Here is a 17,141-nt window from a genome sequence, read left to right on the forward strand (position 1 = left end):
GCGCCATAAGGCGCCAAACCATGCAGCGATGCCGGGATTACTGTTTACCTGAGGTCAGCAAACTGAAGCTGGTCATCAGATTGCGATAGTCAGGAATATGTTGAGAGAACAGGTTCCCCAACCCTTCGATATCATTTCGCCAATCGCGGTGCAATTCGCACGCCGCGCCAAACCAACTCATCAGCTGCGCGCCGGCCTGGGACATGCGATCCCAAGCCGCATCGCGCGTAATCGCATTGAACGTGCCGGATGCGTCGGTGATGACGAAAACCTCATACCCCTCTTCCAGCGCAGAGAGCGCAGGAAACGCCACGCAAACCTCGGTCACCACGCCGGCGATGATCAGTTGTTTCTTGCCCGTGGCCTTTACCGCCTTGACGAAATCTTCATTATCCCAGGCATTGATGTTGCCGGGACGAGCAATATAGGGGGCGTCAGGGAAAGTTTGCTTTAGCTCTGGCACCAAAGGGCCGTTCGGTCCGTTTTCAAAACTCGTGGTCAGTATCGTCGGTAAATTGAAGTATTTAGCCAGATCGGCCAGCGCCAAAACATTATTTTTGAATTTATCCGGATCCTGATCTCTAACCAGGGACAGTAGCCCCGTCTGATGATCGACTAATAAAACGGCGGCCTGTGTCTTATCTAATCGGTTATATTTAAAAGTCATTCCCTTCTCCTTTATCATCAAAATCATCAAATTCCGATCGCCCCATGCATTCCAAGCATGTAGCATGCTTTCAAACGCTCCGACATCAGGCTAGCAATGAACCAGCCGGGTAAATAGCACGATTATTGGGAATGAGTGTTTCACCACTGGGAAGGTTAATTTTATATGATAGATTTCAATGAGATGGTTATGTTTGCCAGAGTAGTTGAATGCGGTGGGTTTCTTTCCGCCAGTAAGAAATTTGGTATACCCAAATCGACGCTATCAAGACGAATATCCAATTTGGAAAAAAGGCTTAATGTCAGGCTTATTCAGCGCTCAACGCGAAACCTTATGGTCACCGATATAGGAAAAGAATATTTTCAGTACTGCCTGCAGATGATTAGCACCGCAGAGAAAGCGGAATGCCTTATTATTAACAAAAGCGAAAAACCCACTGGAAAAATAAAACTGACCTGTTCAAACATTCTCCTGGATCTTGGCCTAACGGAAGTGCTGGCGAGATTCATGCTGCAATATCCCAAGGTCAATTTGCATGTAAAAATATTTAATCGCAACGTGGATATTATTTCTGAAGGGTATGACCTCTCATTAAAACTCATCGCCGATGAGCCCAAAAACAGCAATTTGGTGATGCGTCGAATTTGCGCTGTGCCCACCGCATTTATGATCGCCCCCTCTGCAGCTATTCAGTACCAAAGTATAAATACGCCCGAAGATCTCTCCAGTTTGCCAACGGTCGGGTGGTTATCGACCCATCTTCAGGCCGCCTGGACGTTTCAACAAGCCGATCGCGAAGTCAAAATAAACAACGAGTCGCGCATGGTGTGCGATGACATTCGCCTGATCAAGGAATCGATCGTAAAAGGCGTCGGCGTTGGCTGCCTGCCGCTGAAATTAGCCCGCCAGGAACTGCTCGACGGCAGCCTGAAAACGCTGCTCGACGACTGGACATTGGAACAACACAAGATTGTCGCGTTTTACCCTTCCAGACAAGGACTCCCCCCTTCGGTAAGGGCGCTGATTGATTTCATCGTTGATGAACTGGCCGAATAACACACCGCTTCCAAGCATAAACGCCACGCCGGATTTACCGCAGCGATTAAAAAGTGACTACTATAATAGAGCGCTCGGAAAAATAGAGTGCCCCCGAGGATCGCAACAAAGAGAATGGAGCTGTAACATGCTAAACCTTGATCGCAATAATCTGCCCCTCCTGAGCGAAGAACTGCTCAAAAAGCAACGCACCACCCTGCTGATCATCGCCTTCCTGCTGCTGGCGGGCGGCATACTGTGCCTGGTCAACCCTTTCGCCTCCGGCGCGGCGCTGAGCATCGTGGTCGGCGTCCTGCTGCTGTTGAGCGGCGCCGGGCTGATTATCGCCATGATCGCCAACCGGGCGCAGAATACCTGGCCGATGATCGGCGGCATTCTGCTGGGCGTGGCTTACCTGATTATCGGCTATGTGTTCATCACCAGCCCGCTGGCGGGCATTCTGGCGCTGGCGGTGTACCTTGCCGTGCTGTTCGCGCTCGGCGGCATCGCGCGCCTGGCGGCCGGCTATATGCGCCGCGGATTGCCGGGCAACTGGCTGCAGTTCGTTATCGGCGTGCTCGATTTGATCATCGCCTGGATGCTGATCGGTTCAGGCCCGGCGGCGTCGGTCACGCTGGTGACGGCGATCGTCGGCATCGAAATGCTGGTCAGCTCCTTTGCGCTGTTCCAGGCGGCGAATCTGTTTAAACGCGCCTGACTCTACCGGCCCGCCATCGCGGGCCTCATCGATTTCGTCGCTTCCAGACACAACAAGGCGATACCCCCTCGGCTTGTCCGTGGTTATCTTCATCGGTAAGTGCCAATATAGGCGCAGACAAGGGAGCTGAAACCGATGACAACCCATTCCAACCCGTTGAACTCGCGGGAAGTCTGCCTGCAATTACGCCATTTCAATCAGGTAATCGGGCAACAATGCCGCAATATGGCGCGCCAAAATACCACCTGCCCGTGCTGCCTGACGGACATCGCCACCGGTTGCGACGCCGGTATCAAACTATGCGGCCAGCAGTTGGCCAAACCCAACCCGCAAACCCCGTTATTCCGGCAGATTCGCAACTTGCTGCTCGATCTGCGCGCAGAAGCGATAGGGGTTCACAGAATAGACGTCCTGAACCGCACCAATAACGAAATATCCTGGCTGTTGCGCGAGCTGTATTTCGAGACGTTCTGACCCCGCATGTTGTCGGGGCCGCTAAAGCGAAAACCGAAAGCGAGATACAGGCTTTTGGCGACGCGATTATGTTCATCAATCATTAACGTCACCGGCCCTACGCCATACAGCCTGAACTCCGCGAGCAGTCAGCGGGAGGAGCCCGTTTAAAAGCGGCTTTGGCAAAGGAAACGTCCACCGGCGCGGGGTTAACCGGCGGCAGCGGTTTTCGGCAACACGAAGTCAACTCGCCGATTCTTGGCCCGGCCCGTCGGCGTGTCGTTGGAAGCCACCGGTTCAGCCTCCCCTTTTCCCCGTTCACTCAGACGAGATTTTTCTACCCCATGAGCGATCAGCCAAACAGCCACCGCACGTGCGCGTCGCAGCGACAGATCCCGATTATATTTATCGCTGCCCACCGCATCGGTATGCCCCTCGATCACCACGTTCCCTACCGGTTCGGCCGCGATAAATTGCGCCACCTGTTGCAGCGCAGGCTCCGCTTTAGCAGCAATCGCATCGCTGTCGAAGGCGAACAGCACATCGCTGCGCATCGATAACGTTACGGCATTTTTGCTGTCTCTGACGGAAATGTCGGCGGATTGTTTAGCCAAATCCGCTGCCTTACTCTGCAGATCAAGGACGCCGGCATTCAGCCCCGAAGGCAAACCAACTAAATCCAGCCGGGTGGCCTTAAGATCGAGTATCACCGGTTTCCCCACGGATGCCGGCTCTCCGCTGTCAGCCCATGAACCCAATGACACCAACCCAAAGGCTAACATCCCACCCACACAGGCGGCTTTCCTGAGGCCGTTCATCGCTCAACGATCCGTAATGGCTATCGGCCCGAGCGGCTCGACGTTGGCGATCGTCAGGTACACCTCTTTCACATCAGGTGGAGGCGCAGGGAAGCTGCCAAACCAGGTGGCGACATAGGGAATGCCTGAACTTGAGCTGAATGACACGCTGGGAGAGGCCAGTGGGACATTATTGCTATCGGTAAGCAGCAGGTATTTTTTATTACCCACCAGAATATAGAAGGATTTCTCAAGACTGCTTTTATCCAGACTGCTATACAAGCCTTGTCCATTAAGGTTGTCTTTCAACCCTTTGAAACGCACTTTGATGGTCAGGATTTCACCGTGGCGCACGGCCTCGGTCACTTGCGCTTCGGCTACGCCGCTGCTGACGATCCCGGTAGCCAACGGTGTCACGGGGGGATCTTCCGCGAAGGCCATGCCGGGGAACATTATCGACGCAAACAGGCAGGAAATGACGAATTTTCTGACATGCTGCATGATCGGAGTCCTTATTCAGGGGGAATTGAAGATTGTTCTTTCAACAACCAGGCAATGCCACTGCGGTCACTCTGTCCCGGAATTATAGTAAAGCACCTCATATTCATGAGAGTTATCCCTGAAAGCGTAACCTTGGTCACGTTATGCTTGCGCATGAATTCTCCCCCGTTAGCGCTTATTTTGCTGAATGACGGCTTCATACCAGCATTCCCTTCCGCTCATCCTCTCTGCTGTTCATCCCACTTTACGACCGCCGTCACACCTCGCCACCGCTAAATTGCGTTGGTTATAGAGTCGTCTACAATTCAATCGAATTACCCCCTACAACATCAGAAATTATTATTATTAGAGGTGATTATGTTACAGAAACACGAAAACGTAATAAGTATGACTGTACTAAGCCCGCAAGCCACCCAACAGCTGATGCCATCGTTCTCCTTCTTGCCCCACACGCAACACGCCGACGGCAAATATCGCCTGCGCCGTTATTCGGTCGTTAAATACCTCAACCCCAACGTCGCCGAAGTAGGGCCGCGCACTTTCATGCAGTCGGATCAGATCAACCACTTCCAGGGCAATGTGGTGCGCCGCTTCGAACCTATCGACAGCGCCGTGTTGCAGAGCGCCGGCATGGCGGAGATGTGCAACCTGTTTGCAGAGAGCAACGACCTGCCGGAAGGCGCCGAAATAGAGATCCACCAGATGCGCGTGGTCGCTATCGAGAAAGACACCCAGGTGGCGCCGGAAGGCATACACCAGGACGGTTTCGACCATATCGCGATGATCGCCATTCACCGGCACAACATCGTCGGCGGTGAAATCATGCTGTATGACGACAGCCGCCACGATCCTTTCTTTAAAAAAGCGCTGGCGGACGGTGAGGCCGTGCTGCTGGCGGACAGCAAACTGTGGCACAACGCCACGCCGATCAACGCCGTGAGCCCGGAAGAAGAAGGTCATTTGGATCTCTTTGTCCTCACCGCGCGGGGGGAGAAAGCATGACCTTTACCCCCGAGCTCGCCCGCGCCCAGTTCAGCGCCCTGTCACAGCAGATCGACGGCAAACCGGCCATCTTTTTCGACGGCCCCGGCGGTGCGCAAGTTTCACGGGGCGTGCTGGAAAAAATGACCGACTACCTGGGAAGGTACAACGCCAACCTGGGCGGCCACTATTTCTCGAGCCGGGTCACCGGCGAGGTGATGGGCCAGGCGCGGGAATCGGTGCGCGCCTTGTTAAATGCGCCGTCGCCCGACAACATCGTCTTCGGCATGAACATGACCACGCTGACTTTTCATCTCAGCCGCATCATCAGCCGCGACTGGCAGGCCGGCGATGAAGTCATCGTCACCGCGCTGGATCACTACGCCAACGTCTCCAGCTGGCAGCAGGCCGCCGCCGACAAAGGGGCCACGGTACATCAGATACCGCTGGAGAGCGCCGACTGCGCATTGGATGCCGCGAAAGTGTGTGAGCGCATCAACGCCAACACCCGTCTGGTGGCGGTCAGCTACGCCTCCAACGTCACCGGCGGCATCGTCGATATCAAAACCATCGTTGAAGCCGCGCATCGGGTCGGCGCGCAGGTGTATGTCGACGCCGTTCATTACGCGCCGCATAACCTGATCGACGTGCAGGCGCTGGGCTGTGACTTCCTGGTGTGCTCCGCCTACAAGTTCTTTGGCCCGCACGTCGGCATGGCCTACATCGCGCCGCAGTGGCTGCAGCGCCTGCGGCCGTACAAAGTCGAGCCGGCCACCGACGTCGGCCCCGGCCGTTTCGAGACCGGCACGCAAAGCTTCGAAGCGCTGGCCGGCGTCGCGGCCGCTATCGAGTATCTGGCGCAGTGGGGCGCGCCCGGAGCGCCGTTAAGGCAGCGCTTGCAGGAGAGCTTCGCCGCCTACCACCGGCATGAAGAGGCGCTGTGCAGTCACTTTTTGCAACGGCTGCAGCAACTCGACGGCGTGCGGCTCTACGGCAATCCCCAGGCGGACAGCGCGCGCCGCACGCCAACCTTCGCCCTGACCTTCAGCGGCCATACGCCTGACGCGATCGCCCGCCGCCTGGGGCAGCACAACATCTGCGCCGGCAGCGGGCATTTCTATGCGTTGGGCTTGGTGCAACAACTGGGGCTGCAGGACGGCGGCGTGCTGCGCATCGGCATGATGCACTACAACACTCAGGGCGAGATCGATACGCTGTTCAACGTGATCGCCGAAGATATTCTCAGTTAACCCGGCCATATCGACCCGTTCATCTTATTGGGCGGGCCGAATAAGGTATCAAACTGCCCGTCTTTTCTTCCACCGCGTCCACGGCACGCAGATGCGTGCCTTTCTTTCCCCGCGTTACGAAATGCGGAGATAACGGACATATAATGCCGGAACGGGAAAAGAGGCCGGGATCGGCGCATCGTGCGGTTGTCACCGGATACAGCGGAGGCAGCGCATTGCGCGCATTCTCTTTTGGCTCAGCAGTGGGCATAATGACAAACACGGTCTGGGTCAGATGAGTATGAATGGTGAAGTCGCAGCGAATTACGTTAAATGACATTGCTGTACTGGCTGGTGTCACCAAAATGACGGTCAGTCGCTATCTGCGCACGCCGGACAGGGTTAAACCGGAAACGGCTGCGCGCATCGCCGCCGTGATCGAGGAAGTCGGCTATCAGGCCGATCCCGACAATCCCGCCCTCTATTCCAATAGCCCTCCCCTCATCGGCGTTCTGGTTCCTTCTTTTAACAATCTGATATTTGCTGATGTCCTCGCCGGCATTGAATCCGTGACGTCTATACAGGGTTATCAGACGCTGGTCGTCAATTATGACTACAACAGCAAACGCGAAGAGGAGCAAATTGCCGCGATCCTGGCTTTTAAGATTAAAGGGCTGCTGCTGACCGAGTCGGTCCATAGCCTGCGGGCGGAAAAACTCCTGAAGGCGGCAAAAATACCCGTTGCTGAAATCATGGGGCTGTCAGGCAATGCAGATCGAATTAACGTGGGTTTTGATAATGTGAAAGCCGGCTACGATATGACCACCATGTTGCTGGCCAGCGGTAAAAAACGCATTATCTATTTTGGTTCAATGTCTGATATCCGCGATGAACAGCGTTACACGGGATACTGTCAGGCAATGGCTAACCATGATTTGCCTACCGGTCGCATTTCCCCCAATAAGATCTCTTCCATTTCGATTGGGACAGGCATGATGACGCTTGCGAGCCAAATGTATCCGGATATGGACGGTATTCTCTGTACCAACGACGATCTGGCCGTGGGCGTGTTACAGGAATGCCTGGCAAACGGTATCGGCGTTCCAGCGCAAATTGCCATTGCCGGATTTCACGGTCTTGAGATCGGGCAGATCATTACCCCCCGGTTAGCCAGCGTACTGACGCCACGGTATGAGATGGGGAAAGTGGCGACAGAAATCATAATAAAAAAAATTAAAGGGCTGCCGACCATTGAACATGTCGATCTCCACTTCCGCCTGTCAATGGGGGAGACAATATAGCTTTCCCCGCCAGTGACTTCATCACTGGCCATAGCGGCCCGCGTCGTCAGAAGAACATCACTCGCTATCCCGGCCAGAAATTCGGCCAGATGGCGTCACCCACCTGACCGAATTCCCCCTCAACGTGCCTTGCGGCGCCGGAGCCAGAATAGGATCAGCAGAATAATGACGACCGCCGTGGTGGCCATGCCAGGCAGAATCATCGGCTGCGCGCGCGCCAACAGCGGTTTCGGGCCCCCGGCGCGCACCTCACTCACGTCGGCCTCGCTCACGCTCAGCGTGCTGTTGCCGTATTTCTGCAGCACGAAGTTAGCGATATCGGCAACCTGCTTATCCGTCAGTTCTCCGACATAGGAACCGGCGCCAAAGCTCGGCATCAGGACGTGCTTACCGTCAACCCGGCGATCAACCCCCTGCAAAATGGCGGCAATCAGGTTTGACGGGTTGTTCGCGGCCGTGGTGGAGTTGTTGAATAGCGAAGGGTAAGCCTGGTTCAAACTGCCGCTGCCGTCCGGCTGATGGCAACTGGCGCAGTAGCCGCTGTAGAGCGCCTCGCCGCTATTGAGCGTGTGGTTGGCGTTGGGCGAATTCATGCCGCGGAGATGGTGCTCAACGTTGTAGTGCGCCTGACTGAGGCCATTGCCCTGGCGCCCCTCGCCCTGTGACGGCACGGTCTTCAGGTAAGTTGCAATCGCCTGCAGCTGCCGGTCGGTCAGGTATTGGAAGCTGTGCTCAACGGCTTCAGCCATTGGCCCCGCAGCTTGTGCGCGCCCTTCCGCCCGACCGGTTTTCAGATAGTTCACTAACTCCTGCTCGCTCCAGTCGCCGATCCCTTCCTGGCGATCGGCGGTGATATTCGGCGCGTACCAAGAACCCAACGATGCCCCCATCAGGAAGCGCGAATTGTCTTCCGCCATCAGCACATTACGCGGCGTATGACAGGTTCCGCAGTGAGCCGGCCCCTGCACCAGCGCGGCCCCCTCGTTCCACGCCTCACCTTTCGTCACATCCGGGGTGAAACGCCGATTATCCAAATAAAGCATGTTCCACACCGCCATGGAGAGGCGGATGTTGAACGGAAACGGCAGATCGGTTTGGCGCTTGGGTGGCTCATCGACCGGGGCAACGCCATGCATGAAATAGGTATACAACGCGTGGATCTCGTCATCACTCAGACGGGTGTAGGCGGTGTAGGGCATTGCCGGATAGAGATACGTCCCATCTTGCCGGATCCCCGAGCGCAGAACGTCGGCAAACGCCGCTTCAGAATAGCCGCCGATGCCGTATTTTACCGATGGGGTTATATTCGTGGCGTAGATAGTGCCCATGGGAGAAGCAATGCCGTACCCCCCGGCAAAAGGCTTGCCCTGCTGCTGCGTATTCGTATGGCAGGCCATGCAGTCCGAGGCGATAGCCAGCGCTTGCCCTTTAGCGATCAGATCGCCGTCCTGGGCATGCGCCGCGAAGCCGCTTCCCAGCAGCAGCGTCGCTGCCAGCGAATGGGTGATTTTATTCATTTGCTCTCCAGGGCTCGAAGTACGTCATTGGCCGCCTTGAGTCCAAGCGCCGCCATCGTCAACGTGGTGTTGACAACGCTGGCTGAAACCATGGCGCCTCCACCCGGGATCCAAAGGTTGTCATGATCGTGGGCGCGGCAATTGCCGTTCACCACCGAGTTCGTGGGATCGCTGCCCATGATCGTGCCGCCCATAATGTGGTTGTTGGCATTCAGCTTGTCGTTAATCACAAACTCTTGCGCATCGAACAAGTCGCCAATCTGCCGTAGCTGGATTTTGACCACTTCCAGCCCTTTGCGCACGTAATCGCCGACGTCGTAGTGGATGTCCGGGCAGGCCAGGCCATGCTTGTCTTTGCGGGTGGAGCTCAGAGTAAGACGGTTGTTCGGATCCGGCAGCGGTTCCAGGCTAATGGAGAGATCCACCGAGCGGCTGGCGCGATCGCGCACTTCATCCTGCAGCGCCTTGCCGACCTTGCCCGATTTCAGTACTTCAAGGGCGGAGGGGATCACCCGGTTGATGTTGTTGATGATGATCTTGTTGGCGGAGTGGTCGCTGCGGAACGCGCCGTCACGATACCCCACCATGCAACTGCTCTGCGCCGGGCCGCGGCCAACCCATAGGGCCTCTCGCGCCAGGAAGGAGCAGTGCAGGCCAGAGTGATCCATCATGTTGCGCCCCACCTGATCCGAGCTGTTCGCGATGCCGTTCGGGTTCTTTTCGTTGGCCGCCAGCAGCAGTAAGCGCGGGTTCTCAATCCCATTGCAGGCCAGAACGAACGCTTTACCGATCGCCCGATGGGAGTTATGCGCCGTGTCGTACCAGTGAACGGCGGTGACGCGGTTATTGTCGTCGGTGTCAATTTTGTACACCACCGCCTCGGGGATCACCTTCGCCCCCTTGTGTTCGGCCCGTTCAACGTGGTGAATGCCGTTGTACATGGCTCCGATCGGGCAAATCGGCTGGCAATTGTTATTGCCGCAGCAGGTGGGCCGTCCATTCCAGGGCCGGGTGCTGCGGCCTTGCGGAATGGGCACCGATTTAAAGCCGTGAGGATTAACAATCTCAGCAATGCGTCTGTCGCCGTAGGCCCAGGGCACCATGTCCATCGGGTAAGGCCCGCTGCGTTCCGCAGGGGACTGCCACTCCGGATTATTCGGGCCGGCAACGCCTATTTCCTCTTCGGCTTTCGCGTACCACGGTTCGATATCTTCGTAGGAAATAGGCCAGTCTCTCCCCACGCCATAGAGGGATTTCATGCGAAAATCATTGGGATGGTTGCGCCAGCAAGAAGCGGCCCAGTGCCAGGTGGTTCCCCCCACCACACGCAAATAGCCCTGTTTAAAGCCTGAGCCATTGGGGCCGGTCAGTTTGATATAGTCGTTCTCCGGGAAATAAAGCGGCGCGGTGGCGTACTCCGATTGCGGGTAAAGCCCCTGAAAATCCGACCCCGCACGATTGTGCAGTGGCATATTGCGCCAGTTTTCCACAGCCTGTGCGCGCTCAATGCGCGGGCCTGCCTCAAGTACCAGCACCGAGTAGCCCTGGCTCACCAAAGCATCCGCCATCAGACCGCCCACAATACCGGAACCGACAATGACGACATCGGCCTCTGCATCGCCGGAAGCATTAATTATTGGGCTTTTCACACGCGATCCTCATATTTTTTATCGGCTACGGCAGGCAAATCTGTTGTGGGAATGGAAGGTTGGCGGGTAACGCCCGGCGGCAAGCCGGTCCACCACAGCGGGCCAAAATTGCACCAGGTCGGCACAATCAGGGCATCCTGAACCGTGCGATACATCAGCGCCTCTTTATAACTAATCAACTGCCCCTGCTCGGCGCTTGAAGGATCTACGGTTCCGGTATACCACGCGGTCACGATCGCCTGGATAAGCTCCCTTTGCCCCTGTTCAATCGCATGTCGGTTCAAGGTTTCCGCATCGGTGGCTTGCTGGCTCAGGATGAACAGGGCGTTGAGTTGCGAGTTCAACTGCGGAAAATGTTCGCGCAGTGCGGAAAAATAGCGGGCGGAGAGTGTGACGTCCAAATCGTCAAACTCGGTAATTCTTCTCGAAATTTGTAAAAATTGCGCGTATTCAACGGGCGAGGCGGCAATTTGCGCCCGTTCGGCATAGGTTATATTTGAATAAGGCAACAGGCTGGCGGCGACGATGACGCCCACCATTTTCCCCAGCGCCTCCCTGCGGGTAAGCACGATTTGCAACGACATTATTAGCTCCGAAATAATTTATTTTTATATAGTTTTTTTAATATCTATCAGAACGCAGGCAAACCAAAATAAAAAATTGTGCTAATGGGGAGGAATCGCATTAAAAGATCAAGGCGTTATGAGATTGGCTACATCTACGACAGAGGTAAACTCACGGCCTTTAATGATGTAATCTGAACCTGAAGCAAATATCCCTGTAAATAATACGGCGTAATCTCTGCCGTAAATTTATTCAACCCAACTCAATTTTTAAAAGTTAGGGGCTATGGCGTTGACGGGAAAGGCGTATTCTTCGGAATCGCGGCAGACGGCGGATGAGCGAGGCTTTCCGCCGGGCAGCCTGAAGTAGCGATACCAGCCGCCGCTGAACGTTTTGCTACGTCAGCAGGGCGCCGTCGATTTTCGCCACAATTTTGCGCAGAACTGCCGGTGTTGTGCAGGTACTCATCGGGCGATGCAGCTCCCCCGGAAAGATAACGGCAAGTTCACCGGGTTGCAGGTGGATGAGAGTCTCACCGGGGATCGCCGGGCTAAACCCAAGGTCGTGCGCCTCGTTAAATGGCTCACTCAGGGGCAAAGGCAGCCCCAGAACCCCGGCGCCAATCACTTCTCTCCCTTCCAGGACAAGATGGATATCCAGATACTGGCGATGAAACTCCGGCTTCTGGTCGGCCAATAGTTTGGTTTCCCCTTCAACGACGTTAAAGAACATCTGTTTACCCTGCACCTGATAGTGGCCGACAGGTAAATTGTACGGCTCACTTTCAATAATGCTGGCCAGCATTTTTCGAATGGCTGCCGGATAGAATCTATTATTTACGGCAGTGGTTAAGGCATCAATTATCATAATACTTTCTCTGGTAGATATCGGTTCGGTATTTCACTGATAAAAACAATGGCTGGGTAGTTTTATGGCAACACGCAATCTCGGCGTAATTACGGTAGAATCGCTATTAGTTCGCTCTACGGGCGCCACTATGAATAAGCAACAAAGCAAACCGCTTTGTTTCTAATATTTACAACCTATCTCCACTGTGAGTAAACTCCACCTGAAAGGCTATTCGGCATGGTGAAATAAGTCATGGCCTATCTCACGGTTTTTAGCCGCTTAAAACTGTGACAAAAGTCACTTAATTAAGTGTTACGAAACAACGTTACTTATCCTGTGATCTACGGCAGAAAATCACTGGTTATTCACCGCTCTCGCCAAAACCGATCGATTTCGCATTCTCCTCCTACGGGCATAATGGGTTATTTGCCCCGATAGTCACTGACAGAAGCCATGAAATTGCACACGAGATCACGCCAGCAGTAACATGCTTTTTTAACACTCTTTGGCGTGATGCAGATCGCAAAAATAAGCGGTAAAAAAACGTCTGATACAGGGTATCCCCTATTTTTCAGACAGGATCGCAACGATGCACACTGACACTCAACCTACCATTTTGCTTATCGCGCCGGTGATGGATGCTTTACAGGCCGCGTTGGACGCCCGTTACCGGGTATTCCGTCTCTATGAACAATCAGATATTCCAGCCTTCCTGGTTCGCCATGGCGCAGACGTTCAGGCGGTGGTCACCCGTGGTGATGTGGGGGTAACCCGGGAGACGCTGGAACAGCTGCCGCAGGTGGGCATGATTGCCGTCTTTGGCGTGGGAACTGACGCTATCGATCTCAACTACACCCGGGAACGCCATATCAGCGTCGGGATCACCGCCGGCGTGCTGACCGATGATGTGGCCGATCTGGCGATGGGGCTAATGCTGTCCGCCAGCCGCCGCCTCTGCCAAGGGGACCGATTTGTACGCGAAGGCCGCTGGGAAACGACGCCGCCACCGCTGGCGACCAAAGTGAGCGGTAAACGCATCGGTATTTTCGGCATGGGGAATATTGGCCAAGCCATCGCCCGCCGGGCGAAAGGCTTCGATATGACCATCCTGTATACTGACCGCCAGCGCAAAGACGGCCTGGATTACCAGTGGTGCGCCGATCTGCACACGCTCGCAGCACAGAGTGATTTCCTGGTGATCGCGGCATCCGGCAGTGCGGAAAACCGCGGGATTGTTGATGCCAGCGTATTTAACGCCATGCCCGAACGCGCCTGGCTTATCAATATCGCCCGCGGCAGCCTGGTCGATGAGGCGGCGCTGATAAAGGCGTTACAAAATCATGTTATCGCCGGGGCCGCTCTGGACGTCTTTGAAAACGAACCCCATGTCCCGACAGCGTTCTTTGCGCTCGAGAATGTTCTGCTTCAACCCCATGTGGCCAGCGCTACCGTAGAAACACGTCAGGGAATGAGCCAATCCGTTTTGGATAATCTGGCAGGTTATTTTTCACATCAGGATATTCCTGGGTTAATTAAATAAAAATGATCGTTTGAGTTACGAATGATCATTTTATCCGCCGACACAATATCCTTTGTGAATGGCGGATATCATCGAGACGCTATTATGACCGATAAAATACCAGGAACTCGCTGGCTGCGGGTTATCGCGCCGATCCTTATCACCTGCATTATTTCATTTATGGATCGCGTTAATATCAGCTTTGCTCTGCCGGGCGGCATGGAACAGGATTTAGGCATTACCAGCCAGATGGCTGGCGTGGCCAGCGGTATCTTTTTTATTGGTTATTTATTTCTGCAAATCCCTGGCGGACGACTTGCGGTTTACGGTAGCGGGAAACGTTTTATCGCCTGGTCGCTCGTGGCCTGGGCGGTTGTCTCTATTGCCACCGGGTTCGTCACCCATGAATATCAACTGCTCGTGCTGCGTTTTATTCTCGGGATCTCCGAAGGGGGAATGTTGCCCGTCGTGCTGACCATGGTCAGCAATTGGTTCCCGGAAAAAGAACTGGGCCGGGCCAATGCCTTTGTCATGATGTTTGCCCCACTAGGAGGGATGCTGACCGCCCCGGTTTCCGGCGCGATTATTGCCGCCCTCGACTGGCGCTGGCTGTTCATTATCGAAGGCTTATTGTCGATCGTGGTGTTGACCATTTGGTGGCTGGTGATCAGTGACCGCCCGGAAGAAGCGCGTTGGCTGCCGGCGAAGGAACGCGACTATTTATTGACCGAACTGGCCCGGGAGCGCAAAGCGCGGGAAGGGATGGCGCCGGCGGCCAAAGCGCCGCTAAAAGCGGTGTTCCGCAACAAGGGATTGATGCGTCTGGTCGTGCTGAATTTCTTTTACCAGACCGGGGACTATGGGTATACGTTGTGGCTGCCCACCATCTTGAAAAACCTGACCGGTGGCAGCATGGCCAATGTTGGGGTATTGGCGATCCTGCCGTTTGTTGCCACTCTGGCGGGGATTTATGTGATTTCGATGTTCAGCGATCGCAGCGGTAAACGCCGTTTGTGGGTCAGGATCTCCCTGTACTGTTTTGCGGCGGCGCTGATAGCCTCGGTGATCCTGCATGAGCACGTGGTGGCCGCCTATATCGCGTTGGTGGTGTGCGGCTTCTTCCTTAAAGCGGCGACCAGCCCCTTCTGGTCAATTCCCGGACGCATTGCGGCGGCAGAAGTGGCGGGCAGCGCTCGCGGGGTGATCAACGGACTGGGCAACCTCGGTGGGTTTTGCGGCCCCTATCTGGTCGGCGTCATGATTTATCTGTACGGACAGAACGCCGCGGTTTGCGCGCTGGCGGCATCGCTGCTGCTGGCGGGAAGTATCACCTTCCTGCTGCCGAAAGAATGCGATCGCACCTGCGAAGAAACGGATAACCGCCTGCCATCCGGGGCCAAACAGAAATGGAGTTGAGCGGCAATAACGCGGTGTGGGCAGCGACGGCGGCTCACACCCGCGTCAGGATTGGGCGGCGCGTTGTGTTATCGCGGTTAAATGCCAGGCCAATGGCTTGAGCGACTCACACATCAACCCGCACCAAACGGTGATGCATCGTTGAGAATCAGCTTTTCTGAAAACGGTTATAACTCAATGGGGTGATGCATAGGGAGATTTTGGAGCGGGTGAAGGGAATCGAACCCTCGTATGCAGCTTGGGAAGCTGCCGTTCTACCATTGAACTACACCCGCATCGGTGTGCGACAGGCATTATAACCGGTTATCGGCGGCGGGCAAGCGGAGATGGCGCGTAACTGCCGATGTTTTAAGCGGTTAAGTTCAGTGGGCGAAAAAAAACCGGCGCAGTTGCCTGCACCGGTTGTTTCACGCTAAACGGAATTATTTCTGTGGGCGCATCGCCGGGAACAGAATCACGTCGCGGATGGTGTGGCTGTTGGTGAACAGCATCACCATGCGGTCGATGCCGATGCCCAGACCGGCGGTCGGCGGCAGGCCGTGCTCCAGCGCGGTGACGTAGTCTTCGTCGTAGAACATCGCTTCGTCGTCGCCGGCGTCTTTGGCGTTCACCTGATCGGCGAAGCGCTGCGCCTGGTCTTCGGCGTCGTTCAGCTCGGAGAAGCCGTTGCCGATTTCACGGCCGCCGATGAAGAACTCGAAGCGGTCGGTGATTTCCGGGTTCACGTCGTTGCGGCGCGCCAGCGGCGACACTTCAGCCGGGTATTCGGTGATAAAGGTCGGCTGAATCAGATGGCTTTCCGCCACTTCTTCGAAGATCTCGGTCACGACGCGGCCCAGACCCCAGCTCTTCTCAACCTTGATGCCGATGGATTCAGCGATGGCCACCGCTTTGCCCATGTCGGCCAGGTCAGCCAGATCGGTTTCCGGACGGTATTTCTTGATCGCCTCGGTCATGGTCAGCTTCTCGAACGGCTTGCCGAAGTCGAACACTTCATCGCCGTACTGCACCTGAGAGGTGCCCAGCACTTTCTCGGTCAGGGTGCGGAACAGGGTCTCGGTCAGCTCGATCAGGTCTTTGTAATCCGCGTAAGCCATGTAGAGTTCCATCATGGTGAACTCTGGGTTATGACGCGGAGAAACGCCTTCGTTGCGGAAGTTGCGGTTGATTTCGAACACGCGCTCGAAGCCGCCGACCACCAGACGCTTCAGATACAGTTCCGGCGCGATGCGCAGGTACATGTCGATATCCAGCGCATTGTGGTGAGTGATGAATGGGCGCGCGGACGCGCCACCCGGGATCACCTGCATCATCGGGGTTTCGACTTCCATGAAGCCGCGTTCCACCATGAAGTTGCGGATAGCCGACATCACCTGCGAACGCACTTTGAAAGTGTTGCGCGATTCTTCGTTGGCGATCAGATCCAGGTAACGCTGGCGGTAACGGGTTTCCTGATCCGCCAGGCCGTGGAATTTATCCGGCAGCGGACGCAGCGCTTTGGTCAGCAGACGCAGTTCGGTGCAGTGGATCGACAGTTCGCCGGTCTTGGTTTTGAACAGCTTGCCGCGCGCGCCGAGGATATCGCCCAGGTCCCACTTCTTGAACTGCTCGTTGTACACGCCTTCAGCCAGATCGTCGCGCGCGACGTACAGCTGAATGCGGCCGCCCACGTCCTGCAGCGTGACGAAGGATGCCTTGCCCATAATGCGGCGGGTCATCATGCGGCCGGCGACGGTCACTTCTACGCCCAGCGCTTCCAGCTCTTCGTTGTCTTTATCGCCGTATGCAGCGTGCAGTTTGTCGGAGGTGGAATCGCGACGGAAGTCGTTCGGGAACGCAATGCCGTTCTCACGCAGGCCGGCCAGTTTCTCGCGGCGGGACTGCAGTTCGTTATTGAGATCCAGCGCCTGATCGGCGCCCTGTACTTGTTGTTCAGACATTTCTA

Annotated in this window: 16 protein-coding genes and 1 tRNA gene; 8 read left to right on the forward strand and 9 right to left on the reverse strand. The window is 55.6% G+C overall.

The genetic code is table 11. The features are described from left to right. Positions 1 to 37 precede the first annotated feature (37 nt). On the reverse strand, positions 38 to 667 hold the full coding sequence (gene ycaC / locus J0F90_RS19765; RefSeq protein ID WP_016929953.1) for an isochorismate family cysteine hydrolase YcaC: 630 nt from the start codon (positions 665 to 667) through the stop codon (positions 38 to 40). Between the two features lie 189 nt (positions 668 to 856). On the opposite strand from ycaC, the gene J0F90_RS19770 reads away from it, so the two are divergent. The 3 genes from J0F90_RS19770 to J0F90_RS19780 all read left to right on the forward strand — a co-directional run bounded on the left by J0F90_RS19770 (position 857) and on the right by J0F90_RS19780 (position 2,894). Beyond that, positions 857 to 1,723 carry a LysR substrate-binding domain-containing protein gene (locus J0F90_RS19770; protein ID WP_161781917.1) on the forward strand — a complete coding sequence of 289 codons (867 nt, stop codon included), beginning with the start codon at positions 857 to 859 and terminating at the stop codon, positions 1,721 to 1,723. A 127-nt stretch (positions 1,724 to 1,850) separates the two neighbouring features. Continuing rightward, complete coding sequence (locus J0F90_RS19775; protein ID WP_004931723.1) at positions 1,851 to 2,420, forward strand: HdeD family acid-resistance protein; 570 nt, start codon at positions 1,851 to 1,853, stop codon at positions 2,418 to 2,420. Between the two features lie 135 nt (positions 2,421 to 2,555). Then, the gene (locus J0F90_RS19780) at positions 2,556 to 2,894 is read left to right on the forward strand and encodes a hypothetical protein (RefSeq protein ID WP_015378954.1); all 339 of its coding nucleotides are present in this window, start codon (positions 2,556 to 2,558) and stop codon (positions 2,892 to 2,894) included. 188 nt (positions 2,895 to 3,082) lie between these two features. On the opposite strand, the gene J0F90_RS19785 is transcribed toward J0F90_RS19780, so the two are convergent. Both J0F90_RS19785 and J0F90_RS19790 read right to left on the reverse strand, forming a co-directional pair. Next, positions 3,083 to 3,691, reverse strand: coding sequence for an OmpA family protein (locus tag J0F90_RS19785; protein ID WP_016929955.1), 609 nt, complete (start codon positions 3,689 to 3,691; stop codon positions 3,083 to 3,085). Positions 3,692 to 3,694: 3 nt separating this feature from the next. Beyond that, on the reverse strand, positions 3,695 to 4,171 hold the full coding sequence (locus J0F90_RS19790; RefSeq protein WP_004931717.1) for a hypothetical protein: 477 nt from the start codon (positions 4,169 to 4,171) through the stop codon (positions 3,695 to 3,697). 387 nt (positions 4,172 to 4,558) lie between these two features. Here J0F90_RS19790 and J0F90_RS19795 point away from each other — a divergent pair, with 387 nt between their 5' ends. The 3 genes from J0F90_RS19795 (at position 4,559) to J0F90_RS19805 (ending at position 7,682) form a co-directional block, all read left to right on the forward strand. Continuing rightward, the gene (locus tag J0F90_RS19795) at positions 4,559 to 5,173 is read left to right on the forward strand and encodes a 2OG-Fe dioxygenase family protein (protein WP_227944643.1); all 615 of its coding nucleotides are present in this window, start codon (positions 4,559 to 4,561) and stop codon (positions 5,171 to 5,173) included. After that, a complete protein-coding gene (locus tag J0F90_RS19800) occupies positions 5,170 to 6,402 on the forward strand; it encodes a cysteine desulfurase-like protein (protein ID WP_033639485.1) in 1,233 nt (410 codons plus the stop codon). The genes J0F90_RS19795 and J0F90_RS19800 overlap by 4 nt, the downstream gene beginning before the upstream one ends. 287 nt (positions 6,403 to 6,689) lie before the next feature. Continuing rightward, positions 6,690 to 7,682 (forward strand): LacI family DNA-binding transcriptional regulator, encoded by a 993-nt coding sequence (locus J0F90_RS19805; RefSeq protein WP_004931713.1) that lies wholly within the window; start codon positions 6,690 to 6,692, stop codon positions 7,680 to 7,682. A 119-nt stretch (positions 7,683 to 7,801) separates the two neighbouring features. Here J0F90_RS19805 and J0F90_RS19810 read toward each other — a convergent pair whose 3' ends face one another. The 4 genes from J0F90_RS19810 to J0F90_RS19825 form a co-directional block, all read right to left on the reverse strand. Beyond that, a complete protein-coding gene (locus J0F90_RS19810; protein WP_033639484.1) occupies positions 7,802 to 9,199 on the reverse strand; it encodes a c-type cytochrome in 1,398 nt (465 codons plus the stop codon). Continuing rightward, entirely contained in the window at positions 9,196 to 10,848 is a 1,653-nt protein-coding gene (locus tag J0F90_RS19815) for a GMC family oxidoreductase (RefSeq protein WP_033639483.1), read from the reverse strand. Before J0F90_RS19815 ends, J0F90_RS19810 begins: the two co-directional genes overlap by 4 nt. After that, on the reverse strand, positions 10,845 to 11,432 hold the full coding sequence (locus J0F90_RS19820; RefSeq protein WP_033639482.1) for a sugar dehydrogenase complex small subunit: 588 nt from the start codon (positions 11,430 to 11,432) through the stop codon (positions 10,845 to 10,847). The genes J0F90_RS19815 and J0F90_RS19820 overlap by 4 nt, the downstream gene beginning before the upstream one ends. A gap of 376 nt (positions 11,433 to 11,808) precedes the next feature. Next, positions 11,809 to 12,279: a NanQ anomerase/TabA/YiaL family protein gene (locus J0F90_RS19825; protein WP_033639481.1), complete on the reverse strand. Its 471-nt coding sequence runs from the start codon at positions 12,277 to 12,279 to the stop codon at positions 11,809 to 11,811. Positions 12,280 to 12,850: 571 nt separating this feature from the next. Here J0F90_RS19825 and J0F90_RS19830 point away from each other — a divergent pair. Together J0F90_RS19830 and J0F90_RS19835 are read left to right on the forward strand one after the other, a co-directional pair. Continuing rightward, complete coding sequence (locus J0F90_RS19830; RefSeq protein ID WP_033639480.1) at positions 12,851 to 13,801, forward strand: 2-hydroxyacid dehydrogenase; 951 nt, start codon at positions 12,851 to 12,853, stop codon at positions 13,799 to 13,801. Positions 13,802 to 13,885: 84 nt separating this feature from the next. After that, positions 13,886 to 15,196: an MFS transporter gene (locus tag J0F90_RS19835; protein ID WP_033639479.1), complete on the forward strand. Its 1,311-nt coding sequence runs from the start codon at positions 13,886 to 13,888 to the stop codon at positions 15,194 to 15,196. Positions 15,197 to 15,397: 201 nt separating this feature from the next. Here the strand turns inward: J0F90_RS19835 and J0F90_RS19840 are convergent. Further along, positions 15,398 to 15,471, reverse strand: a tRNA-Gly gene (locus tag J0F90_RS19840). Positions 15,472 to 15,618: 147 nt separating this feature from the next. Further along, positions 15,619 to 17,136: a lysine--tRNA ligase gene (gene lysS, locus J0F90_RS19845; protein WP_004931697.1), complete on the reverse strand. Its 1,518-nt coding sequence runs from the start codon at positions 17,134 to 17,136 to the stop codon at positions 15,619 to 15,621. Between the last annotated feature and the right edge of the window lie 5 nt (positions 17,137 to 17,141).

The sequence above is a fragment of the Serratia marcescens subsp. marcescens ATCC 13880 genome (genome assembly GCF_017299535.1).
Lineage (GTDB): Bacteria > Pseudomonadota > Gammaproteobacteria > Enterobacterales > Enterobacteriaceae > Serratia > Serratia marcescens.